We start from the raw sequence: 22,444 nt of genomic DNA on the forward strand, positions 1-22,444 counted from the left end.
GGCGTTCCCTGGGCCGCGCCCGCCGACCCCGCCGCGGCCGAGCGGACGGCGGCCACCGCGGAACGGCGGCTGCGCGAGGCCGGCTCCGCGCGCGACGCGGCGGCCCGCTGCCGCACCGAGCTGGACCGCCTGTCCGCCCGGGCCGCCGATGCCGTACGCCGGCTCGGCCCGCTCCGCGAGGAGTACGACCGGGTGGCCCGCCTGGCCGCCCTCACGGCGGGCACCTCCGCCGACAACGAACGCCGGATGCGCCTGGAGTCGTACGTCCTGGCGGCCCGTCTCGAACAGGTCGCCGCCGCCGCGACCGTCCGCCTCCAGCGCATGTCGTCCGGCCGCTACACCCTCGTCCACTCCGACGACCGCACCGGACGCGGACGCAGCGGGCTCGGGCTGCACGTGGTCGACGCGTGGACCGGACGGGAGCGGGACACCGCCACCCTGTCCGGCGGTGAGACCTTCTTCGCCTCCCTCGCGCTCGCCCTCGGCCTCGCCGACGTCGTCACCGACGAGGCGGGCGGCGTCCGCCTCGACACCCTCTTCATCGACGAGGGCTTCGGCAGCCTCGACGACCAGACCCTGGACGAGGTCCTGGACGTCCTGGACTCGCTGCGCGAACGCGACCGCAGCGTCGGCATCGTCAGCCATGTCGCCGACCTGCGCCGCCGCATCCACGCCCAACTGGAGGTCGTCAAGGGCCGGTCGGGGTCCTCGCTGCGGCAGCGGGGAGAGGTGGCCTAGCGGCCCAGCGGGCGTCGGGTCAGCGGGGACGAGTACACGACGCTGGTGGTCACCGAGCCCAGCGCGCCGATCTTCCCCGAGACCTCCTCAAGATGGGACATCGACCGCGCGGCGACCTTGATGACGAAGCAGTCGTCGCCCGTGACGTGGTGCGCCTCCAGGATCTCGGGTGTCGCGGCGACCAGGTCGTGGAACGGCTTGTAGTTGCCGTTCGGATAGCGCAGCCGCACGAACGCCAGGATCGGCAGGCCCAGCCGGTCGGCGTCGACCACCGCCGCGTACCCCTGGATCACACCCGCCTCCTCCAGCCGGCGGACCCGCTCGGTGACGGCGCTCGGCGACATGGACACGGCCCGCGCGAGCTCGGCGTAGCTGACCCGTCCGTCGCGCTGGAGGACGTCGAGGATGCGCCAGTCGGTGGCGTCCGGGGAATACACGGTCATCCCGGATGGATAGCAGGGGAATCCCCGGCCGGGCAAGAGGAAGCCCGGGGATCACCCCTTCAGGGAGCGGCCCGCGGGCCATAGATTTCCAGTCATGATCAACACGACTTCCGCGAACCCCGTCCTGCGCGTCGCCCCCGCCGCCCCCGCCGAGGCCGCCGCCTACTTCCGGGCGAGCCTCGCCTTCCACGCCGACGTCTCCGACGTGGCCGCCGCGCTCGCGGCCGGCGGCGACCCCGGCTTCGTCGTCCTGGACTCCCGCTCCACCGAGTCCTGGGACCAGGGCCACGTCCCCGGCGCCGTCCACCTGCCGACCGCGCTCATCCCCGAGCAGGCCGAACAGCTCCTCGACAAGTCCGTGCCGGTCGTGACGTACTGCTGGGGCCCCGGCTGCAACGGCGCCACCCGTGCCGCCCTCGCCCTCGCCGAACTCGGCTACCAGGTCAAGGAGATGCTTGGCGGCTTCGAGTACTGGGCCCGCGAGGGCTTCGCCTACGAGACCTGGCAGGGTCCGGCGCGCCGCGACGCGGACCCGTTGACGGCCCCGGTCGAAGGCGAGTGCGGCTGCTGAGGAACGGCCGTGTAGGTTCTCCGCCCATGGCTCGATACGCGGATCCCGGCGTACTGGAGTGGGTGGAGTCGGGCGGTGGCCCGCTGATCGCGGTTCCGGAGGCGGTGCTGGCGTTCTGGGCCGGCGCCGACAGCGAGGAACTCGCCACGGACTACGACCGGGCGTGCGAGGTCGACGGCCTCGCCGGTCTGCTGCCCGTCGGCGACAGCGCGGCCCTGGTGCTCGGCGACGAACCCGCCTCCACCTCGTTCCTGCCCGACCTCGGCACCTTCGTGCGGTGGTCCGCCGCGGACTCCGAGGCGGACCTGCTCGCCGGTGTCCCCGCCGCCCTCGCCACGGCGGTGTGGGGCGGCGAGGCGCACTGGCGCGTGCCCGGCCCGGTCCTGCTGTTCGACTCGGCCTGGCCCGGGCGGGAGGCCGGCCGCACCGAGCACCTCCGGGTGCCACTGGAGGCGGGCACGTACACGGTGCGGGCCGCGTACGCGCAGCCGCGCCCGGAGACCTGGATCGGCCTGGTGCAGCTCAGACGGCTCGGGCCCTGACGCGACGCCCGCCCCCTTCACCTGCTCAACGCAGCTCCTTGAAGGCGACGTTCAGATGGCGGGGACCGCGCAGCAGCGGGTTCTCCCGGTACGGCGGCGGGTCCTCGACGAGCCGGGGTTCCTCCAGCCGCCGGGCCAGTTCGGACAGCGCGAGCTGGGTCTCCAGGCGGGCCAGCGGGGCGCCGAAGCAGCTGTGGACGCCGCTGCCGAAGCCCAGGTGCTCGATGTCCCCGCGGTCCGGGTCGAAGCGGTCGGGGTCGGGGAACCGCTCCGGATCCCGGTTGCCCGCGGCGAGGACCAGCCAGATCCGTGAGCCCTTGGGGATCGTGACCCCGCGCACCTCGATGTCGGTGATATTGGTGCGCTGCGGCACGAACTGCACCGGCGGCTCGTACCGCAGCAGCTCCTCCACGATCTTCACCGACAGCCCCGGATCCTTCCGCAGCCTGTCCAGGACCTCCGGGTACCGCAGCAGGGTCAGCATGCCGTTGGTGATCAGGTTGACGGTCGTCTCGTGCCCGGCGATCAGCAGCAGCACCGAGGTGGTGAGCACCTCCATCGTCGACATGGCGCCGTGCGGGCCCTTGCCGCCCACCAGGTCGGACAGCATGTCGTCGCGCGGCTCCTTGGCCCGCTGGTCCACCAGCCCGGCCAGGTACATGCCGAGCTGCAACCGCCCCTCCTGGGCCGCCTTCGAGGCGACCGGATCCAGCTGCGTCCGGGGATCGAGACCGGCCACGATCGGATCGACCAGGGTACGGAAGTGCGGCTCGTCCTCCCGGGGGACGCCCAGCAGCCGGCAGATCACGGTCACCGGGAACGGGTAGGCGAACTGGTCCACCAGGTCGACCTGCCGCGCGTCCCCGAACCCGTCGATCAGCTCGGTGACGATCGCGCGCATCTCGTCCCGCATGTCGTACACCCGGTGCGGCCGGTGGGGCGGCCCGAAGGCGCTGTTGGCGATGCGCCGCAGCCGGTCGTGCTCCGGCGGGTCGAGCCGGATGAAGGACGGCGGCAGCCCCGTGTCCTCGGCCTGGGACAGGCTGTCGTCCCCGGCGGCGGCCAGGTTGGCGGCGTCGGAGCTGATGCGCGGGTCGTGGAGCAGGGCCTCGATGTCCCAGTACGAGCTGATGATGTACGGGCCGCCCTCCTCCTCGTGCAGCACCGGCGTCCTGCGCAGCTCGGCGTACAGCGGATACGGGTCGGCGCGGTTCGCGTAGTCGACGATCTGGCGCGCCAGCGAGGCTTGCGTCATGACAGGTCCTTGGAGCGTCGGGGCCGGGAGCGGCGGTCAGTGACGGGCGGGGGTGAAGACCAGCCGGCGTTCGGCCGGCGAGTAGCCGCTGAGGGTCACGGTGGGGCCGTGAGTGGGCAGAGCGGGGTCGGGGAAGTCCGCGGGGACCGGTTGCCGGCCCTCGGGACGCCGGTCCACCGTGGTGTGCTCGACCGGGAACGGCGCGCCCCGCTCGATCTCCCGCTGGTAGAACTCCAGCCACTTCGCGTTGTCGAAGGTCACGGCGGCCACGATCCGGCCCTGGTATCCGTAGACGCCGACGAACCGGCGCTCGGCCAGCGAGCCCTGAGTGATCATCAGCTGCTCGCCCATGGGCGGCACCCCGACCGACTTGATGTTGACGCCGAACTGCGAGGACCAGAAGGCGGGCATCCAGATGTGCGGGCGCCGGTCGGCGGGCGGGCAGATCATGTTGTGCGCGGCGGTCCGGCCCTGCGCGACGGCGTTGCCCCAGTGTTCGAGCGAGAGGAACTGGTAGCCGAACAGCGGATGCGGGGACCGGGCCACGTCTCCGGCGACGAAGACGTCGTCGGTGACGATGCCCCGGAAGTCGAAGGCCCGGCAGCCCGCGTCGCTGGCGATGCCGCGCGGGCCCGCGCCGAGCCCCGACCCGGTCAGCCACTCGGTGTTGCGCAGCGAGCCCAGCGAGACGACCACGACATCCGTCTCGACGACGCTCGCGTCGGACAGGTGGACGGCCCGCACCCGGCCCGCCGGGTCGCCCTCCAGCATCGTCACCGTGACACCGGTCCGCAGATCCACGCCGTTCTCGGTCTGCAGGTCGGCGGCGACCGCGCCGACGACCCCGCCGAGCGCGCCCACCAGCGGGGCGCCCGCGCGTTCCGCCACGGTGACGGCGAGGCCCATCTCCCGGCAGGCCGAGGCGACCTCCGAGCCGGCGAACCCGGCCCCGATCACGAACACCCGCCGGGCCCCGGCGCTCAGCCGCCGCTTCAAGGCGACCCCGTCGTCGCGGGTGCGCAGCACGAAGACGCCGTCCAGCCCGGCCTCCGCCTCGTTCGGCCAGGGCCGGGCGCGGACGCCGGTCGCGATGAGCAACCGGTCGTACTCGACCTCGTCCCCGTCGGCCAGCCGTACCCGCTTGGCGGTGATGTCCAGACCGGTCGCCGCGACGCCGAGCCGCCACTTCGCGTCGACGTCCCGCAGGCGCGGCAGGTCGGTGTGGTTCGGCGATGCCTTGCCCAGCAGCACCGCCTTGGACAGCGGCGGCCGGTCGTACGGCTCGTACGGCTCGTCACCGACGAGGGTGAGCGAACCGGCGAAGCCCTCGGCGCGCAGCGTCTCGGCGGCCCGCAGGCCCGCCAGTGAGGCTCCGACGATCACGATCCTGCCCTCGCGCCGCAGCCAGTCCATGTAGTCACCGGCCATCCGACGCCCCCCGTACGGCCTCCTCGGCCGGCTTCTCCAGGCCGTCCGCGGTGATCGCCTGCACCGGGCAGGCGGCGACGGCCCGCGCCAGGTTCTCCCGGTGCTCCTCGCTCGCCAGCGGGTTGTAGATCAGCGACTCCTCGCCGTGCATGGTGAAGACGTCCGGCGCGAGGAACGCGCACTGCGCGTACCCCTGACACTTGTTGAGATCGACGACGAGCCTCATCGACGCTCCGCCCTTCCGGTGGCCAGGTCCGGTGCCCACCACACGGCTCGCGCGGCGCCTCCGGACGGCGGTCGTCCCCCGCTCGCCAGCATGCGAGTGCGGGCGGTCCGGCCGCGCGCCGGGCACGCCGATCGGGTGAGCGGCCCGCGGCCGGGAGCGGCGGTCACCGGGCCGGGGCCGGCCGGGGCCGGCCCCGGCGGCTCGCCCTGAGGATGTGCACGCTGAGCAGCAGTGACCACACCGGGAAGGCGAGTTCCGCCCACGGCACGTTGGACGAGAGGAAGAGCAGCGTCAGGGCGGCGAGGAAGCCGACGATCGTGAGCCAGCGCGGCAGGACGCCGAGGCGGTGGCCGATGACCGACATGGAGGACACGAAGACCGCCGCCATCCGCGTGGCGTACTCCGTCATCAGCCGGTACGCGAAGTGGCGGCCGAAGTCCCAGCCGGCCGGCAGCGGCAGCGCGCCCACCCGGTGGTCCACCGCCAGCACGGCACCCGCCGCCGCGGCGGCGCCGAACATCATGGCGGTGAAGACCAGCCCGCTGCCCAGGAAGACGGTGGCGACGAACTTGTCCTCGACCGCGCCGACGTGCGCGCGGATCGCGCCGATGAACCACAGGAAGAAGATGCCGGCGAACGGCACGAGCGCGAGAGCCGTCCGCAGCGCGTCCCGCCGCGCGGAGTCCGTGAACACCGGAGCGCCGGCCGCGTCGGCCCCCTCCGGGATGCCCAGCCTGACCAGGACCATCGCCGCCGCCAGGAGCAGCGCGAAGACGACTCCGGCGAGTCCCGCGGCGCCCGGTGTCTCCAGTGCCTCCTGCCCCGGCCCCTTCTCCTGCATGCCCGGCCCGCCTCTCCGCATCGGCCCCCGGCACCAGCCAGCCGCCCGCACCCCGCCCGCGCCACCGGGAGGCGGCCGTCCGGCCGAGCGGAATCCCACTCGCGGCCCGGCCACCGGTCTCCCTAGAGTGGGCGGCCATGCTCACACCTGCCGAACTGCGCCGCGACCCCCTGCCCCTGCGCGGCCGAACCGCACTCGTCACCGGTGCCGGCAGGCGGGCCGGTATCGGCCATGCCGTGGCCCGGCGGCTGGCCGCCTACGGCGCCTGCGTGTATCTGCACCACCACCTGCCGCACGACGCCGCCATGCCCTGGGGAGCCGACAGCCCCGAGGCCGTCGCCGGCTCCGTGCGGGAGGCGCTCGGCGACCCCGGGGCCCGGGTCGTGTCGGGCCCCGGCGACCTGGCGGATCCCACGGAACCCGCCCGGCTGATCGACACCGTGGTCGCGGAGTTCGGCCGCCTGGACATCCTCGTGGCCAACCACGCCCTCAGCGGCTCCGACGGCACCCTGGACGACATCGACGCCGCGATGCTGGACGCCCACTGGGCCGTGGACACCCGCTCGGTGCTGCTGCTCGTCCAGGCGTACGCCCGTTCGCGCGCCGTGCTGCCCCACGGCACTCCCGGCGGGCGCGTGGTGATGATGACCTCAGGGCAGGACATCGCGGGCGGGATGCCCGGCGAGATCGCCTATGCCCTGCAGAAGGGTGCCCTCGCCTCGATCACCCGCTCCCTGGCCACCACCCTCGCCGGGCGGGGCATCACCGTGAACACCGTCAACCCGGGTCCCGTGGACACCGGGTACGCCACCGGCGAGGCACACGCGGCCGTGGCCGCCCGGTTTCCCGCCGGACGCTGGGGTGCGCCGGACGACCCGGCCCGGCTCATCGCGTGGCTGGCCACGGACGAGGCGGGCTGGATCACCGGCGAGGTCGTCAACTCCGAGGGCGGCTTCCGGCGTTGAGCGCCCGGCAGACCCCGGGCGGGGACCGGGGAGGTCAGAGCTGCGACAGCTCGTCCACCAGGTCGTCCAGGCCCAGGGAACCCTGCGACAGCGCCGCCATGTGCCAGGCCTTCAGGTCGAAGGCGTCACCGTGCCGCTCGCGCGCCTTCTCCCGGCCCAGCAGCCACGCCCGCTCGCCCAGCTTGTAGCCGATGGCCTGGCCCGGGATCGTCAGGTACCGGGTCAGCTCGCTCTCCACGTAGTCCGCGGGCCGGCTGCTGTGCGCGCCGCAGAACTCCTCCGCCAGCTCCGGCGTCCACCGCTCACCGGGGCGGAACGGCGAGTCCGCCGGAATCTCCAGCTCCAGGTGCATGCCGATGTCCACGATCACCCGGACCGCCCGCATCATCTGCGCGTCCAGGTAGCCGAGCCGCTCCTCGGCATCCGTGAGGTAGCCCAGCTCGTCCATCAGCCGCTCCGCGTACAGCGCCCAGCCCTCCGCGTTGGCGCTGACCCCGCCGACCGTCGCCTGGTAGCGGGAGAGGTTCTCGGCCACGTGCGTCCACTGCGCGAGCTGGAGGTGATGACCGGGCACACCCTCGTGGTACCAGGTCGACACGAGATCGTAGACCGGGAAGCGGGTCAGGCCCATCGTGGGCAGCCAGGTGCGGCCCGGCCGGGAGAAGTCCTCCGACGGCGGCGTGTAGTAGGGGGCCGCCGCGCCGCCGGGCGGGGCGATGCACGACTCCACCTTCCGCACCCGCTCGGCGAGGTCGAAGTGGGTGCCGTCCAGCTCCCCGATCGCCTTGTCCATCAGGCCCTGGAGCCACTCCCGGACCTCGTCCACGCCCTCGATGTGCCGGCCGTGCTCGTCCAGGTGCGCGAGCGCCACCCACGGCGTCCCGGCGCCGGGCAGGATCTTCTCCGCCTCCTGCCGCATCTCGCCGAGGATGCGGTGGAACTCCGCCCAGCCGTACGCGTACGCCTCGTCCAGGTCCAGGTCGGTGCCGTTGAAGTAGCGGGCCCAGCGCGCGTACCGCTCCCGGCCCACCACGTTCGGGGCGCCCGCGATCGCCGGCGCGTACACGTCCCGCAGCCAGTCCCGCAGCTCCACCAGGGCGCCGGTCGCGGTGCGCGCCGCCTCGTCCAGCTCCGCGCGCAGCGACTCGGGTCCCGCGGCGGCGAAGTCCTCGTACCAGCCGCGGCCCTTGCCGTCCGTGTCCGTCCACTCGGTGAGCTGGCCGATGTAGGTGGCGGTCGGCCGGGGCGCCGCGAACAGCCCCCGCTCCAGGCCGAGTTCGAGCGAGGCACGGTAGCCCGCGAGCGCGCCCGGCACCGCGCGCAGCCGCTCCGTGATCGCCGCCCAGTCCTCCTCCGTGTCCGCCGGGGTGACCGTGAAGATCTCCCGGACCGCGTGGCCGGGCGTGTCGAGGTTGCCGACCTCGCGCAGGTGCTCACCCGCCTCGTACATGGCGAGACCGGCCGTCAGCCGCTCCCGGAGCAGCCGGGCGCAGCGCCGCTCCTCGTCGCTGTCGGCACCGGGCCGGCGCTCGGCCTCGTCGAGCTTCGCGAGCGTGGCCCGCGCCAGCTCCGCCTGCGCCTCGAAGCCGGCGGGCGAGTAGTCGGGCAGCCTGCTCGAACTCTCCTTCACACCGAGGTAGGTACCGGTGACCGGGTCGAGGGCGATGAGGTCGTCCACATAGGCGTCGGCGACCTGACGGGGCAGCGGGATCTGGGTCTCAGACATGCGGCCCATCCTCGTACGCGGAGGATCACCGCGTCACCCGAGTATGGGGGATTCAGCTCTGGGCGTGGCCGGGCGGCAGCATCGGCCCGCACTCCCACTGCTGGAAGATCAGCCGGGTCTCCACCCGGGCCACCTCGCGCCGTGCCGTGAACTCGTCGAGCACCAGCCGCTGCAGATCGGCCATGTCCGCGACCGCCACATGCACCAGATAGTCGTCCGGCCCGGTCAGATGGAACACGGTCCGCGCCTCCGGCAGCGCCCGGATCCGCTCCACGAACGGCCCGACCAGCTCCCTGCGGTGCGGCCGGACCTGCACCGACAGCAGCGCCTGGAGGCCGCGCCCGAGCCGGGCCGGATCGAGCTGCAGCCGGTGGCCGAGTATCACGCCCGAGCGGCGCAGCCGGGTCACCCGGTCCAGGCAGGTCGACGGCGCCACGCCCACCTGCGCGGCGAGGTCGCGGTAGGTGGTCCGGGCGTCGTTCTGCAGCAGCCGCAGCAGATGCAGATCGACCGGATCCAGTACGACAGATTCGGCCATTGGCCGAACGTAGCACGGTGTTCGATTTCCAGGAACCGTTCGATGTTCACCCTTCCGCCCATGGACACAGCGAGCACCGGCGCCTACGACGACGTACGCGCCGCATCGAGAGCCCTGGCCACCGAGGCCGTGCACGCCGGCCGCGACGACCTCGCCCGCCAGGGCCTGCACGCCCCGCCGATCGACCTGTCCACCACCTACCCCTCCTACGACAGCCGCGCCGAGGCCGCCCGCATCGACGCCTTCGCCACCGACGGCGCCGACCCGGCGGGCCCGCCGGTCTACGGCCGCCTGGGCAACCCGACCGTCGCCCGCTTCGAGACCGCCCTCGCCCGGCTTGAGGGCACCGAGTCCGCGGTCGCCTTCGCCAGTGGCATGGCCGCGCTCAGCGCGGTGCTGCTCGCCCGGTCGGCCATGGGCCTGCGCCATGTCGTCGCGGTACGGCCCCTGTACGGCTGCAGCGACCATCTGCTGACCGCCGGGCTGCTCGGTACGGAGGTCACCTGGACCGACCCGGCCGGCATCGCCGACGCGGTGCGCGCGGACACCGGCCTGGTGATGGTCGAGTCCCCGGCCAACCCGACCCTCGCCGAACTCGACCTGCGGGCCGTCGCCCACGCCTGCGGCTCGGTCCCGCTGCTCGCCGACAACACCTTCGCCACGCCCGTGCTCCAGCGCCCGGCCGAACAGGGCGCCCGGATGGTGCTGCACAGCGCCACCAAGTACCTCGGCGGCCACGGCGACGTCCTGGCCGGGGTCGTCGCCTGCGACGAGGAGTTCGCGGGCCGGCTGCGGCAGATACGGTTCGCCACGGGCGGCGTCCTGCATCCGCTGGCCGGCTATCTGCTGCTGCGCGGCCTGTCCACGCTGCCCGTGCGGGTACGGGCGGCCTCCGCGAACGCCGCCGAACTGGCGCGCCGGCTCGCCGCCGACCCGCGCGTGGCCCGCGTGCGCTATCCCCGGCTGGGCGGCGCGATGGTCGCCTTCGAGGTGCTCGGCGACCCGCACGAGGTGATCTCCCGGGTCCGGCTCGTCACCCCCGCGGTGAGCCTGGGCAGCGTCGACACGCTCATCCAGCATCCCGCGTCCATCAGCCACCGCATCGTGGACGCGGAGGACCGGCGGAGTGCCGGGGTGAGCGACCGGCTGCTGCGGCTGTCCGTGGGCCTGGAGGACGTGGACGACCTGTGGGCAGACCTGGACCAGGCCCTGGGGCAGCCCACCCGCACACCGGTACCGCTGCGGGAGGCGGTGCGCTGAACGGGGGGGCGGGGGAGCCGGGGCCCCGCGGGCTGATCCCGCGGGGTCCGGCACCCCTGGGCTCCAGGCCTCCGGAGCCGTCTGTCCGGTCCGCGCAGGGGGCGCCCCACGTAACCTCGTCCTGTGCCAGCCTCCCGCCCGCATCGCGTCGCCGTCCTCGTACTCGAGGGTGCGAAGCCGCTCGATGTCGGAATTCCCGCTCAGGTCTTCACGACCCGCGCGAGCATGCCGTACGAGGTGCGGGTGTGCGGGGCGACACCCGGCCTCGTGACCGGCGGCGACGGCCTCGCGTACCACGTCGACCACGGCCTCGACGCCCTTGCGTGGGCCGACATCGTCTTCGTCCCCGGCTACCGGTTCCCGGACCGCGACGACCCGCCGCGGGCCGTCGTCGACGCACTGATAGCCGCCCACGACCGGGGCGCGCGGCTCGCCGCCATCTCGACGGGCGCCTTCGCGCTCGCCGCCACGGGCCTGCTCGACGGCAGGCGCGCCACGACGCACTGGCACTACACCCGGGCACTCGTGGCCAGGCACCCGCTCGTCCAGGTCGACGAGAACGTGCTGTTCGTCGACGAGGGCAGCGTGCTCACCTCGGCCGGCGCCGCCTCCGGCATCGACCTGTGCCTGCACATCCTGCGCGGCGACCTCGGAGTGGCCGCGTCCAACCACGCGGCCCGGCGTCTGGTCGCGGCCCCCTACCGCAGCGGCGGCCAGGCCCAGTACGTACCGCGCAGCGTCCCCGAGCCGCTCGGCGAGCGGTTCGCCGCCACCCGGGAGTGGGCGCTGCACCGGCTCGGCGAGCCCCTCACCCTCGACATACTGGCGCGTCAGGCGGGGGTCTCGCCGCGCACGTTCTCCCGGCGCTTCGTCGAGGAGACCGGCTACACGCCGCTGCAGTGGGTGATGCGCGCCCGCGTCGACCTGGCCCGCGAACTGCTCGAGCGTTCGGAGCGCAGCGTCGAGCAGATCGCCGCCGACGTCGGGCTCGGCACCGGCGCGAACCTGCGCCTGCACTTCCAGCGCATCCTCGGCACCACACCGAGCGAGTACCGGCGCACCTTCACCCGGGGCGAGTGACGCCGCCCGGCACGCAGTGGCGGGATCCTTTTGAACCATGGCGATACCGCCACTGTCAGCGGCGCCGGCCGCGGAGGAGCCTGGTGGCGATAGGAAGGGGCATCATTCATGACTCGCATCGCCATCAACGGATTCGGCCGCATCGGACGCAATGTGCTGCGCGCACTGCTCGAACGCGACAGCGCCCTCGAGATCGTCGCCGTCAACGACCTGACGGAGCCCGCCACTCTCGCCCGGCTGCTCGCCTACGACAGCACGGCCGGCCGGCTCGGGCGTCCGGTGACCGTCGACGGGGACGCCCTCGTCGTCGACGGCCGTCGGATCACGGTGCTGGCCGAGCGCGAACCGGCGCAGCTGCCGTGGGCCGAACTCGGCGTCGACATCGTCCTGGAGGCCACCGGCCGCTTCACCTCGGCGAAGGCAGCCCGCGCCCACCTCGACGCGGGCGCGAAGAAGGTACTCGTCAGCGCGCCGTCGGACGGCGCCGACGTCACGCTCGCGTTCGGGGTCAACACCGACGCCTACGACCCGGCCGTGCACACGATCGTCTCGAACGCCTCCTGCACCACCAACGCGCTCGCGCCGCTCGCCGCGGTTCTCGACGAACTCGCCGGTATCGAGCACGGGTTCATGACGACGGTGCACGCCTACACCCAGGAGCAGAACCTCCAGGACGGCCCGCACCGGGACGCCCGCCGCGCCCGTGCGGCCGGCGTCAACATCGTGCCCACCACGACGGGCGCCGCCAAGGCGATCGGCCTGGTCCTGCCGAACCTCGACGGCAAGCTGTCGGGCGACTCGATCCGCGTCCCGGTGCCGGTGGGCTCGATCGTCGAACTCAACACGACCGTCGCCCGCGAGGTGACGCGCGACAACGTGCTGGCGGCGTACCGCGCCGCGGCGGAGGGGCCGCTCGCCGGCATCCTCGAGTACTCGGAGGACCCGCTCGTGTCGTCCGACATCACGGGAAATCCCGCCTCTTCCATCTTCGACTCGGCCCTCACCCGCGTCGACGGCCGCCACGTCAAGGTGGTCGCCTGGTACGACAACGAGTGGGGCTTCTCGAACCGCGTGATCGACACACTCGAGTTCCTCGCCACCCACTGACGACCCCTACTCCCCGCTGACCTTCGGCGCGTAGTGGGTGGCGATCGCGGTGGCGCGGTCGCGCAGGGAGGTGCGCAGCCACTGCGGGGCCAGGGCTTCCGCGTCCGTGCCGAGGCGCCACAACGCCCATTCGGCGTGTCTCGCGTCCTGGAAGGTCACCTCCAGCTGCAGCCGGCCGCCCGCGTCGGCTTCCTCGGCGAGGACGGCCAGCGCGGTGCCCACCAGGTCCTCCCGCCGCGCCGGGTCCATCCGCACCAGCACGGTGACCTGGTCGCCGCCGGTCCGAAACCGTGTGCTCCGTTCCTGCCAGGCCCGGTCCAGATCGACCCGGTCCGGTCGCTGCGCCGGTTCGGGAAGCTTTTCGGCGGCCAGGATGCGGGACAGCCGGTAGGTGCGGTCCGCGCCGGATCGCGTGGCCAGCAAGTAGCCCTGGTCGCGCACGGTGACCAGGCCGATCGGGTCCACCGTGCGCCATTCGGGGGTCTGGTGCACGGCTGCGTAGCGGATGCGCAGCTTGTGCCCGGCGAGCACCGCGCGCCGCACCTCGGCCACGACGGTGTCGGGCACCTCCTCGGTGACCAGCCGACGCGAGAGGAGATCGGTCTCCGGGTCGATGAGCAACCGCCGGGCCGCGCCGGCCGCGGTGGCCCGGTCGCTTTCGGGCAGCGCGTCGACCACCTTGCGCATGGCCGACGCGAGCGCCGAACCAAGTCCGAACGCCTGCGCGCCGCGCCGCGATCCGGCGACCAGCAGGGCGAGTGCCTCGTCGTGGTTCAGTCCGGTGAGCTCGGTCTGGAAACCGGGTAGCAACGCGAAACCGCCGTGCCGGCCGCGTTCGGAATAGACCGGGACGCCGGCCGCGGACAGCGCCTCGATGTCGCGCAGCACGGTGCGGGTGGACACCTCCAGCTCGCGGGCCAGCGCGGTCGCGGACAGCCGGCCGTGCTGCCGCAGCAGCAGCACCAGCGATACCAATCGATCGGCGCGCATACGAAAACCCTACGGCAATACATGACACAGGATGTCGTGATGCGTTGGGAGGCTTCAGCACGACAGAGGTCCAACGCACACGAGAGGTGACCCGCATGGGACACGCCATTGTCAATCCCGACGGTCTGCACAACCCGGTTCCGTTCGGCTACAGCCACACCGCCGTCGTCCCCGCGGGCACGGAACTGGTGCTTGTCGCGGGTCAGTACGGCTCGGGCCCGGACGGCGCGGTTGTCTCGACCGATTTCACCGAGCAGGTGAAGCAGGCGTTCCGCAACATCGGCGTCGCTCTTGCCGCCCATGGGCTCGACCTGAGCCATGTCGTCCAGCTCAGGACGTACGTGGTGAACCATGACGTCAGCAAGCTCGGACCGATCGCCGAGGCCGTGCGGGAGGGCTGGGGTACGAAGCCGCCCACGCAGACCCTCATCGGTGTCGCGGGCCTGGCCGCGCCCGACGTGCTGTTCGAGGTCGAGGCCCTCGCCGCCCGGCCCTGACCCGCCGCCCGCATCCGGTCAGGTCACCCTGTCTCGCGCCACGCTTCAGCCGAGGTGGGGTGGCCGTGCCCGGAGTGCGGAGGGCACGGGGGCCGCGTCCAGCCGGGCCGTGATGACCAGCGTGCCCTCCTCGACCTGGTAGTCCAGCGGCAGCCCGAGGCCGCGCATCGCGGCGACCATGCCGGTGTTGGACGCCTTGGTCACGGCGTACACGCTCTCGCAGCCCGCCTCCACCGCCAGCGCCACCAGCCGGCCGAGCAGCTCACCGCCGATGCCGCGTTGCTGCCAGTCGTCCTCGACCAGCAGCGCGACCTCGGTCTCGTCGCCGTCCCACAGCAGGTGCCCGAGGCCGACGATCCGGCCGGAGGCGGTCTGCGCGGCCAGCGTCCGGCCGAAGCGGGGGCTGAGCAGGTGGTTGAGATAGCGGTCCGCGTCGCCGACCGGGCCGTGGTAGCGCAGGTCGAGGGTGCGCGGAGAGCACCGGTCGTGCATGGCCCGGGCCGCGGCCAGGTCACCGGTGTCGACCCGGCGCACAGTGATGTCGTTGCCCTCGGGCAGCGTCAGCACGTCCTCGCCGCGCGGGATCCGCGGCCCGAGCCGGCTGTCCAGCTCCACCAGCGCCCGAGCGCGCGCGAACTCGGTGGGGGTGAACGGCAGATACGGCCGCTCCACGGTGAGCACCCCGCCCTCGGGCGCCGGCAGCCGCATCACGGTGTCCTCCAGGACCCCCTCGACCGGCACCGGCCGCGGGCCACTGCCACCGCCGGCCGGTGTGCCGGGCAGCGACCGGATCGTGCAGCGGCCGAGCAACTGACGCAGCGCCAGTGGAAGTTCGGCGGTGTCCAGGGCCGTGCGGGCCGCCAGGCCGAGCACCCGGGTGGGCGCGTCGACCAGGTCGTGGGCGTCGGCCCGCTCGATCCAGGTGGCCGTGCCACCGGCCAGCGCGACCGCCCGGGTGATGTCGGCCGCCGCCACCGCGCCCGGCGCCCGCAGCAGGAACTCGTCCACCGTGCCGTCGGCCAGCGGGTGCGTCTGCAGGCTCAGGATGTCCACCCGCCGCTCGGCGAGCGCCGCGCACAGGGCGGCCAGGGAGCCCGGCTCGTCCTTCACCGTCGTCCGCATCCGCCACAGCGCACCGGCGACCTCGTCGGCGGCGGGCTGCCCGGACGGCCCGGCCGGCCGCGTCTCGGCGTCCGGCCGGGCGTCGGTATCGGTGACCGGCGGCGCGTGCCCGTGGCGGCGTGACCACCACACGTGGAATCCCGCGGTCGCGGCCAGCACGAGTGCCGACATCACCAGCAGGGCCGGGCCGTCGGGCCCATGGCCGATCAGGTTGGCCACCGCGTCCGCGACGGCCACGGCCGTGAAGAGCGCGGCGAGTTCGACGACGTCCCGTCGCCAGTGGTGCACGGGCCGTCCGTGCCTCGCTCGGGTCACATCAGGCATGTCTGGAGTCATGCAGCCACTGTGAAGGAGAGGTGTTGCGTGATCACGAACTGATTGTGACCGATGGGTAAAGGATGCTTCCGCCCTTTTTGTTGGGTTTTCTATCGTTGACGGATGCGGGCATTCGGGTCCGGCTCAGGCGGCCGCCTCCTCGCGCAGGGCGTCCCGCAGCCGCCGCGCCTGGGTGACCAGCCGGGAGGAACCGGCCCGTGCCGCGGTCTCCGCGAGATGCGGCACGTCTCCGCGCGCCCCGGACCGCTCGGCACACTCCGCCGCGACGGTCAGCAGTTCCCCGAGGCCCCGGGCCGCCACGGCCGCCGCCTCCGGGCGGGCGGTCGCGAGACCGGCCAGCGGAACGGGCAGGGCGTGCCGGAGTATCTCCCACATCGTCGCAGGGGCTCCCGTGGCCGCCGCGGTCCGTGCCGACTCGGACAGCCGCTGCGGCTTCGCACCCCGGTCCATCAGCTCACCCAGATCCGCGCCCAGTCGCATCCCGCGAAGCTGCCCCCGTGCGGCGAGCACCAGCAGGGCGTCCACCGCGGCGAGCCGGTCCTCCTGGTGCCGCGCACCGAGTCCGTACGCCACGCACAGGCGGACGGCCTCGCCCGCCTCGGCGAGCCGGGGACGGACGCCGGCTCCGCGGTCGCCGTCGACGGCCGTCCCGGCCAGGTCGGGCAGCATCCGCTCGGCGACCGGCTCCCGCCGCTCCGGGAGGACGGCGAGCCAGTGCGGACGTATCGCGTCGCTCCAGTGGGTGCAGTGACAGCGGTCGCTGACGACGGACAGCGGCTGGCCGAGCCGGCGGAACTCCTGCGGGAAACCCGCCTGCAGCTCCGGGATTTCCCCCGGTTCCAGAAGGATCCGCACGCCCTTGGTCCGGCGCCGGGCCGGGTCCTCGGCGGTGGTGCCGGTGCGCAGCCAGTCATGGAAAAACCGTGGAGGCGACCACTGACAATCGGCTTGACCTGCGAAAACGCCCGCCCGCTACTGGCCGACCCGGCCCGGCCGCAGCTCTTGTGTGAACAGCACGGTGCCGTCCTGCTCCCGCAGCCGTACCGTCAGCTCACCGCTGTCGCCGTCGATGTCGACCTCGCCGAAGAACTGGTACCCGCCCGCGGGCGAGACGTTCGACGCGGTCGGCGCCTTCACGAACACCCGTTCCGGGCCGAAGGTGGCGTCCAGCGCGCTGGCCGGGAAGGCGCCGGCGTTCAGCGGACCGGAGACGAACTCCCAGAACGGTTCGAAGTCGGTGAACGTGGCCCGCGAGGGCTGGTAGTGCTGGGCGGAGGTGTGGTGCACGTCGGCCGTCAGCCACAGCGTGCCGGTGATCCGCCGGTGCTTGATGAAGCGCAGCAGCTCGGCGATCTGCAGCTCACGGCCCAGCGGCGCGCCCGGGTCGCCCTGCGCGACCGCCTCGAAGTTCGGCTTGCTCTCCATCGGGTCGGGCACCACGAGGCCGAGCGGCATGTCGGCGGCGATGACCTTCCACACCGCACGCGACCGGGCCAGCTCCCGCTTGAGCCACTCCAGCTGCTCCCGGCCGAGGATGCCCTGCGGGTCGACGGTCTGGTCGTCGGGGGAGTTGGCGTTGCGGTAGGTCCGCATGTCGAGCACGAACACGTCCAGCAGCGGACCCTGGCGCAGCACGCGGTAGACGCGGCCCTCCTTGGCGCCCGGCCGCAGGGTGGAGATCGGGAAGTACTCGCTGAACGCCCGGCGGGCGCGCGCCGCGAGCACGTCGATGCTCTTCTCGGTGTACCGGGTGTCGGTGGACGCGATCACCTCGCCCGGGTACCAGTTGTTGCGCACCTCGTGGTCGTCCCACTGGATGATCGAGGGCACCTGGGCGTTGAACCCGCGCAGGTTGGCATCGAGCAGGTTGTAGCGGAAGTTGCCCCGGTACTCGGCGAGGGTCTCGGCGACCTTCGCCTTCTCCTCGGTGGTGACGTTCCGCCAGGTACTGCCGTCGGGCAGCGCCTGGGTGGCGGTGATCGGCCCGTCGGCGTAGATGTTGTCGCCGCTGCACAGGAAGAAGTCCGGGTCCAGCTTCGCCATGGCGTCGTAGATGCGGTAGCCGCCGAGGTCGGGGTTGATGCCCCAGCCCTGGCCGGCCAGGTCGCCCGACCACAGGAAGCGCACGCCGTCCCGGCGGCGCCGGGAGACCGTGCGGAAGGTGCCGGTCACGGGCTCACCGGTGCGGCGCGGGTCGTCCGGGTCGGCGAGCAGGACGCGGTAGTGGATCTGCTCGCCGGAGGGCAGGCCGTGCAGCCGGGTGGTGCCGGTGAAGTCCGTGCCGGCGCCCAGCAGCGGACCGTGCCATCTGCGCGGGTTGCGGAACGACTCGGTGGCCGAGGTCTCCACGATCATCCGGGCCGGCCGGTCCGAACGCACCCACACCAGGCCGGAGTCGGCGGTCACGTCACCGGTCTGCACACCCCAGCCCGCCTCGGGACGCCCCGAGCGGGCGAACGCCGGGGCCGCGCCGAGACCGACGGGCAGGGTCAGGGCCGCCGACGCGGCGAGGGAGCCGCGCAGAACGCTGCGGCGGCCGGGGAACGGACGGTGTGACATGGCTGCGCCTCCAGAGACGGACGGCCGTACGGGATCCGGCCGGTGTGCAGAGCCACACCTACTGCCGCGCTGCGGCGCGTACGCAAACCACAAGTGAACAACCGCCGTGGCCCGGCCGGCTGGGGCGCTGTCAGGTCCCGCTCAGCGGCTGCCGGCCAGGATGACCCGCGCGACCAGCGCCGGGTCGTCGCTCATCGGGCAGTGGCCGCAGCCGGGCAGCCGCACCAGCCGGGCGTGCGGGATGAGCCGCTTGGCGCGGACGCCCTGGCGGCGCACGAGCAGCCGGTCCCGGGTGCCCCAGGCCACCGTGACCGGCAGGCCCGGCAGGTCGTCGGTGAACTGCACGGTGGCTCCCGCGCGCAGGGTGGCCTCGAAACCGGTGGCCGCCACGAGCGCGAGCGTCTCGGCGACCACCGCGTCCGGCGAACGGCGTGCGGGCCGGGCGTAGATGGTGCTGGTCAGGGCGGTACGGCCGGCCGCCGTGCGGGCCAGCCGCTCCACCAGCGGCAGCGGAAGCCGCTGGGCGACGCCCCGCATCGCGAGCAGCACGGCGAAGGCGTACCGCCGCTCGGCGTCGGTCCAGAACCCGGCGGGGGAGAGGGCGGTGACCGACCGTGCGAGCTTCTCCCGGCCCAGCTCCAGCGCGAGCAGGCCGCCCAGCGAGTTGCCGGCCACGTGCGGCCGGTCCAGCTCCAGCGCCTCGAACAGGGCGCCGAGCACCGAGTTGGTGGTGGGCAGGTCGTAGGCCAGGCCGTCCGGCAGTCCCGGGGAGGCGCCGAAGCCCGGCAGGTCGACGGCGATCACGTCGCGCTCGGTGGCGAGGATGTCCACGACCGGGTCCCAGGCCTGCCGGTGATGGCCGATGCCGTGCAGCAGGACCAGCGGCTCGCCGCGGCCCACGCGCGCGTAGGAGACGGTCACATCGCCCGGGCCGTGCGGGGTGGGGACCTTGAAGGAGACGGTGGCGGACATGGGGTGCTCCTCGTCTGGGCTGCTGACGGACGCCGTAGACAGCTTGTCAGCAATTGCTACCGGTCGGTAGCCCTCGGGTGGTGACCGAACCTCAGCCCGCCCGGCGGACCTCGACGTTGAAGTCGGCGTCCCCGAAGCGGCCGAACAGGGTGAGCCACAGCGGCAGATACATCTCCAGCGCGCGGGCCGCCCGGATGTCGCCCAGGTCCAGCACCCGCCCGGCCGGCCAGCCGAACTCCCCGAGCAGCGCCGTCACGTGCTCCTTGGCCCGGGCGTCCGCCCCGCACACGAACATGTGATGCTCGCCCGGCACCCGCCCCGGGTCCACCATCACCCGGCAGTTGACGGTGTTCAGCGTCTTCACCACGCGCGCGTGCGGGAACGCCCGCTGGATCCGCTCGCCCACACTGTCCGACTCCACCGGGTCCAGCCGCGGCTGCCCGTCCTCGAACGCCAGCGGATTGGACACGTCCACCAGCACCTTGCCCACCAGATGCTCGGCACCCGCCGCCTCCAGCGCGTCGAGCGCCACCCGGCCGCCCACCGCGTTGACGACCACCTCGCCCGCCGCCGCCGCGTCCGCGAACGTCCCCGCGTGCGCCCGGCCGGCCGCGGCCGTGGCCCACTCCCGTGCCACCGGGTTGTCCGGGGTGCGGGACCCGAGGGTCACCTCGTGCCCCAGCTCCAGCAGCCGGCCGGCCAGGGTACGGCCCACCTCGCCCGTGCCCAGCACCGCGTACCGCATCGCCCACCTCAAGTTCACCGGCCGCCGTCCGCCGACGGTCCGCGGTCATTGTGATCCGGACCGCTCCTGGAGCCGGGCATTCCGGGTGGACACCGGCAGGCGTGTCGGATGGGATGGACCCGTGACCACCGACCTTGCCACCGATGTCTTCGAAGAGCACCGGCCCCTGCTCATGGGAGTCGCCTATCGCATGCTCGGCCGGGTCGCCGACGCCGAGGACGTGGTCCAGGAGGCCTGGCTGCGCTGGGCCCAGGCCGACCGCACGGAGGTCCGCGAACCGCGCGCCTACCTGGTGCGCGTCACCACCCGGCTGGCCATCGACCGGCTGCGCCAGGTGCAGGCGCGCGGCGAGGCGTACGTCGGGCCCTGGCTGCCGGAGCCGTACCTCACCGAATTCGCCGACACCGCCCCGGACTCCGCGGAGCGCGCGGTGCTCGCCGACACGGTCTCGCTGGCCGTCCTGGTCGTCCTGGAGTCGCTGTCGCCGCTGGAGCGGGCGGTGTTCGTGCTCAGGGAGGCGTTCGGCTTCCCGTTCGCCGAGATCGCCGCACTGCTCGACCGGGCCGAGCCGGCGGTACGGCAGCTCGCCGGACGGGCCCGCCGGCACGTGGCGGAACGGCGTCCCCGGTACGAGGTCGACCCGGCCCGGCGCCGGGATCTGACCGAACGTTTCCTCGCCGCCGCGGGGGAGGGCGATCTGGAAGGACTGATGTCCCTGCTCGCCCCGGACGTCCGGCTGGTCGGCGACAGCGGCGGCAAGGCCAAGGCGCCGGTGCGCGCCCTGCAGACCCCCGACAAGGTCGGCCGCTTCCTCATCGGCGTGGCGCGCTCGACCCCCGCGGACATGTCCTTCCGTGCGCTGGAGGTCAACGGCGGCCCCGCCGTGCTGATCCTGTACGGCGACAAGCCCGACACCCTGCTCCAGCTGGACATCGCCGACGGCCACGTCACGGCCGTCTACATCCACCGCAACCCCGAAAAGCTGCGGCACCTCACCGGCCACTGAGTCACCGCCTGTCCCACGAGCCCCCGTCGTACGACGGGGGCTCCGTCGTGCTGCAGGGGTTTTGCCGGGATGTCACACGCGCCGTCGCGTACGAACGCCTCGTGAACGCTCCGCGCCAGGTCACCCTCCTGATCCCCACGGGGCCGAGGATTGGTCTTGACCAAGGGTGGCGGCCGCCCTATGGTCGCAGAGAAGTGCAACAACCTTTAATAAACAAGGGCGCTAAAAACCGCCGGACCACGGCTCTTGCGGAGGACAGGGTGGGGACCACGCAGCTGGAATCGGTACCGGAACCGAAGTACTGGCATCTCAAGACCGTGCTCACCGAGGCACTGGACTCCGAGTTCTCCGTCGGGGAGATCCTGCCCAACGAGCGTGATCTCGCCGCCCGCTTCGGCGTGGCCCGCGCCACGCTCCGCCAGGCCCTCGAACAGCTGGAGCTGGAGGGCCGGCTGCAGCGCCGCCGCGGCGTCGGCACGACCGTCGCGCCTCCGCGCGTGGGCGTGGCCGTCGGTACGGAGCAGCACACCTGGCCCGGCGCCGCCGGAGACGCCTGGCAGCCCGTCGACAGCGCCCAGGCGACGCCGCCCGCCGCAGTCGCCGCGGCCCTGGAGACAGGCACGGACGAGCCCGTCCACACCGTCCGCCGCTCCCGCACGTCCCACGGCCAGCAGGTCGCCACCGAACTGCTCTACATCCCGGCCGCTTCGGTGCCCGGCCTGACCGCGATCGACGCCCCGTCCGACGCGGCACGCGCGCGTGCGGTGCTGCGCGAACTGCAGCACCTGCCGCTGGAGGGCGAGGAGCGCGCCGTCGAACTGGGCTCCGCGCGCGCGGACGACGCCAAGGCGCTCGACCGGCTCCCCGGCTCGCCCGTCCTCGTCGTCACGACCCGCTTCATCGCCCAGGGCCGCACCGCGGCACTCTCGGTGGCGACTTACCGCGCCGACACCTGCCGGCTGACCTTCGGCGACTCGGCGGGCGTGGAGATCCACCACGACCCGGAGCGACAGGCTTCCTGAGCCACCTGACGCCCCGGCCCCCGGCCGGGGCGCACGGGTACGCGCGGCTAGGGGCGGGGCCTACCCCGTGGGGGCGTGGGGAACTGCGTGACCGGCCATGGCGGTGCCGCGTCGGCGTGATGACCGTGCCCGGTACGCGGCAGCCGGCGGCGCTCAGTGCCGTGTCACGGTGGCGTCCACCGCGGACAGGTGCTCGCCTCTGCTGCCCCGGCCGTCGGCCGTGCGCATGGATGCTCGCGGCTGAGGGCGGGGCCAACCCACGCGGAGAACTGTGCGACCGGCCATGGCGGTGCCGCGTCGGCACGATGACCGTGCCCGGCGCGCGGCAGCCGACGGTGCGCTCAGCGCCTTGTCATCGTGGCGTCCATCGCGAACAGCTGCTCGCCTCCGCCGCCCCGGCCGTCGGCTGTGTGCACGGATGCTCGCGGCCGAGGGCGGGGCCTAGTCCCTGGGGCGCGGGGAACTGTGCGACCGG

General features: G+C 73.3%; 23 protein-coding genes. 10 read left to right on the forward strand and 13 right to left on the reverse strand.

Annotated features, from left to right (window positions below; all coding sequences use genetic code 11):
• Positions 1-738, forward strand: a 738-nt coding sequence (locus tag ABZ937_RS38960) for an SbcC/MukB-like Walker B domain-containing protein (RefSeq protein ID WP_361699444.1), incomplete at its 5' end; no start/stop codon positions are given.
• Here the strand turns inward: ABZ937_RS38960 and ABZ937_RS38965 are convergent.
• Positions 735-1,181 carry an Lrp/AsnC family transcriptional regulator gene (locus tag ABZ937_RS38965; RefSeq protein ID WP_361699446.1) on the reverse strand — a complete coding sequence of 149 codons (447 nt, stop codon included), beginning with the start codon at positions 1,179-1,181 and terminating at the stop codon, positions 735-737. The two genes, ABZ937_RS38960 and ABZ937_RS38965, sit on opposite strands and share 4 nt — an antisense overlap.
• A 94-nt stretch (positions 1,182-1,275) precedes the next feature.
• On the opposite strand from ABZ937_RS38965, the gene ABZ937_RS38970 reads away from it, so the two are divergent.
• On the forward strand, positions 1,276-1,752 hold the full coding sequence (locus ABZ937_RS38970) for a rhodanese-like domain-containing protein (protein ID WP_361699448.1): 477 nt from the start codon (positions 1,276-1,278) through the stop codon (positions 1,750-1,752).
• Positions 1,753-1,778: 26 nt separating this feature from the next.
• The gene (locus ABZ937_RS38975; RefSeq protein ID WP_361699450.1) at positions 1,779-2,294 is read left to right on the forward strand and encodes an immunity 21 family protein; all 516 of its coding nucleotides are present in this window, start codon (positions 1,779-1,781) and stop codon (positions 2,292-2,294) included.
• Between the two features lie 25 nt (positions 2,295-2,319).
• On the opposite strand, the gene ABZ937_RS38980 is transcribed toward ABZ937_RS38975, so the two are convergent.
• The 4 genes from ABZ937_RS38980 to ABZ937_RS38995 form a co-directional block, all read right to left on the reverse strand.
• On the reverse strand, positions 2,320-3,549 hold the full coding sequence (locus tag ABZ937_RS38980) for a cytochrome P450 (protein ID WP_361699452.1): 1,230 nt from the start codon (positions 3,547-3,549) through the stop codon (positions 2,320-2,322).
• A gap of 36 nt (positions 3,550-3,585) precedes the next feature.
• The gene (locus ABZ937_RS38985; RefSeq protein ID WP_361699454.1) at positions 3,586-4,977 is read right to left on the reverse strand and encodes an FAD-dependent oxidoreductase; all 1,392 of its coding nucleotides are present in this window, start codon (positions 4,975-4,977) and stop codon (positions 3,586-3,588) included.
• Complete coding sequence (locus ABZ937_RS38990) at positions 4,967-5,203, reverse strand: ferredoxin (protein WP_361699456.1); 237 nt, start codon at positions 5,201-5,203, stop codon at positions 4,967-4,969. Before ABZ937_RS38990 ends, ABZ937_RS38985 begins: the two co-directional genes overlap by 11 nt.
• Positions 5,204-5,366: 163 nt before the next feature.
• Complete coding sequence (locus ABZ937_RS38995) at positions 5,367-6,044, reverse strand: hypothetical protein (protein WP_361699457.1); 678 nt, start codon at positions 6,042-6,044, stop codon at positions 5,367-5,369.
• A 137-nt stretch (positions 6,045-6,181) separates the two neighbouring features.
• Here ABZ937_RS38995 and ABZ937_RS39000 point away from each other — a divergent pair, with 137 nt between their 5' ends.
• Positions 6,182-7,009 (forward strand): SDR family oxidoreductase, encoded by an 828-nt coding sequence (locus ABZ937_RS39000; protein ID WP_361699459.1) that lies wholly within the window; start codon positions 6,182-6,184, stop codon positions 7,007-7,009.
• A gap of 34 nt (positions 7,010-7,043) precedes the next feature.
• On the opposite strand, the gene ABZ937_RS39005 is transcribed toward ABZ937_RS39000, so the two are convergent.
• The gene (locus tag ABZ937_RS39005; protein ID WP_361699461.1) at positions 7,044-8,735 is read right to left on the reverse strand and encodes a DUF885 domain-containing protein; all 1,692 of its coding nucleotides are present in this window, start codon (positions 8,733-8,735) and stop codon (positions 7,044-7,046) included.
• Positions 8,736-8,787: 52 nt separating this feature from the next.
• Positions 8,788-9,273 carry an Lrp/AsnC family transcriptional regulator gene (locus ABZ937_RS39010; protein ID WP_361699463.1) on the reverse strand — a complete coding sequence of 162 codons (486 nt, stop codon included), beginning with the start codon at positions 9,271-9,273 and terminating at the stop codon, positions 8,788-8,790.
• Between the two features lie 60 nt (positions 9,274-9,333).
• Here ABZ937_RS39010 and ABZ937_RS39015 point away from each other — a divergent pair, with 60 nt between their 5' ends.
• The 3 genes from ABZ937_RS39015 (at position 9,334) to gap (ending at position 12,720) form a co-directional block, all read left to right on the forward strand.
• Complete coding sequence (locus ABZ937_RS39015) at positions 9,334-10,533, forward strand: PLP-dependent transferase (RefSeq protein ID WP_361699465.1); 1,200 nt, start codon at positions 9,334-9,336, stop codon at positions 10,531-10,533.
• A 123-nt stretch (positions 10,534-10,656) separates the two neighbouring features.
• Positions 10,657-11,613 carry a helix-turn-helix domain-containing protein gene (locus ABZ937_RS39020; protein WP_361699467.1) on the forward strand — a complete coding sequence of 319 codons (957 nt, stop codon included), beginning with the start codon at positions 10,657-10,659 and terminating at the stop codon, positions 11,611-11,613.
• A gap of 108 nt (positions 11,614-11,721) precedes the next feature.
• On the forward strand, positions 11,722-12,720 hold the full coding sequence (gene gap, locus ABZ937_RS39025; RefSeq protein WP_361699469.1) for a type I glyceraldehyde-3-phosphate dehydrogenase: 999 nt from the start codon (positions 11,722-11,724) through the stop codon (positions 12,718-12,720).
• 6 nt (positions 12,721-12,726) lie between these two features.
• On the opposite strand, the gene ABZ937_RS39030 is transcribed toward gap, so the two are convergent.
• Positions 12,727-13,710 (reverse strand): WYL domain-containing protein, encoded by a 984-nt coding sequence (locus tag ABZ937_RS39030; RefSeq protein WP_361699471.1) that lies wholly within the window; start codon positions 13,708-13,710, stop codon positions 12,727-12,729.
• Between the two features lie 95 nt (positions 13,711-13,805).
• On the opposite strand from ABZ937_RS39030, the gene ABZ937_RS39035 reads away from it, so the two are divergent.
• Positions 13,806-14,207 carry a Rid family hydrolase gene (locus ABZ937_RS39035; RefSeq protein WP_361699473.1) on the forward strand — a complete coding sequence of 134 codons (402 nt, stop codon included), beginning with the start codon at positions 13,806-13,808 and terminating at the stop codon, positions 14,205-14,207.
• Positions 14,208-14,252: 45 nt separating this feature from the next.
• On the opposite strand, the gene ABZ937_RS39040 is transcribed toward ABZ937_RS39035, so the two are convergent.
• From ABZ937_RS39040 to ABZ937_RS39060, 5 genes are all read right to left on the reverse strand, one after another.
• Positions 14,253-15,617 (reverse strand): GNAT family N-acetyltransferase, encoded by a 1,365-nt coding sequence (locus ABZ937_RS39040; protein ID WP_361699475.1) that lies wholly within the window; start codon positions 15,615-15,617, stop codon positions 14,253-14,255.
• Between the two features lie 171 nt (positions 15,618-15,788).
• Positions 15,789-16,520, reverse strand: coding sequence for a hypothetical protein (locus ABZ937_RS39045; protein ID WP_361699476.1), 732 nt, complete (start codon positions 16,518-16,520; stop codon positions 15,789-15,791).
• A 117-nt stretch (positions 16,521-16,637) separates the two neighbouring features.
• The gene (locus ABZ937_RS39050; RefSeq protein ID WP_361699478.1) at positions 16,638-18,224 is read right to left on the reverse strand and encodes an alkaline phosphatase D family protein; all 1,587 of its coding nucleotides are present in this window, start codon (positions 18,222-18,224) and stop codon (positions 16,638-16,640) included.
• Positions 18,225-18,365: 141 nt separating this feature from the next.
• Entirely contained in the window at positions 18,366-19,196 is an 831-nt protein-coding gene (locus ABZ937_RS39055; RefSeq protein WP_361699480.1) for an alpha/beta hydrolase, read from the reverse strand.
• Positions 19,197-19,287: 91 nt separating this feature from the next.
• A complete protein-coding gene (locus ABZ937_RS39060; protein ID WP_361699563.1) occupies positions 19,288-19,941 on the reverse strand; it encodes an NAD(P)-binding domain-containing protein in 654 nt (217 codons plus the stop codon).
• Between the two features lie 121 nt (positions 19,942-20,062).
• Here ABZ937_RS39060 and ABZ937_RS39065 point away from each other — a divergent pair, with 121 nt between their 5' ends.
• Entirely contained in the window at positions 20,063-20,947 is an 885-nt protein-coding gene (locus tag ABZ937_RS39065; RefSeq protein ID WP_361699482.1) for an RNA polymerase sigma-70 factor, read from the forward strand.
• Between the two features lie 260 nt (positions 20,948-21,207).
• Positions 21,208-21,969: a GntR family transcriptional regulator gene (locus tag ABZ937_RS39070; RefSeq protein WP_361699484.1), complete on the forward strand. Its 762-nt coding sequence runs from the start codon at positions 21,208-21,210 to the stop codon at positions 21,967-21,969.
• Positions 21,970-22,444: the final 475 nt, after the last annotated feature.

Source organism: Streptomyces sp. NPDC046727 (assembly GCF_040645635.1).
Classification (GTDB): domain Bacteria; phylum Actinomycetota; class Actinomycetes; order Streptomycetales; family Streptomycetaceae; genus Streptomyces.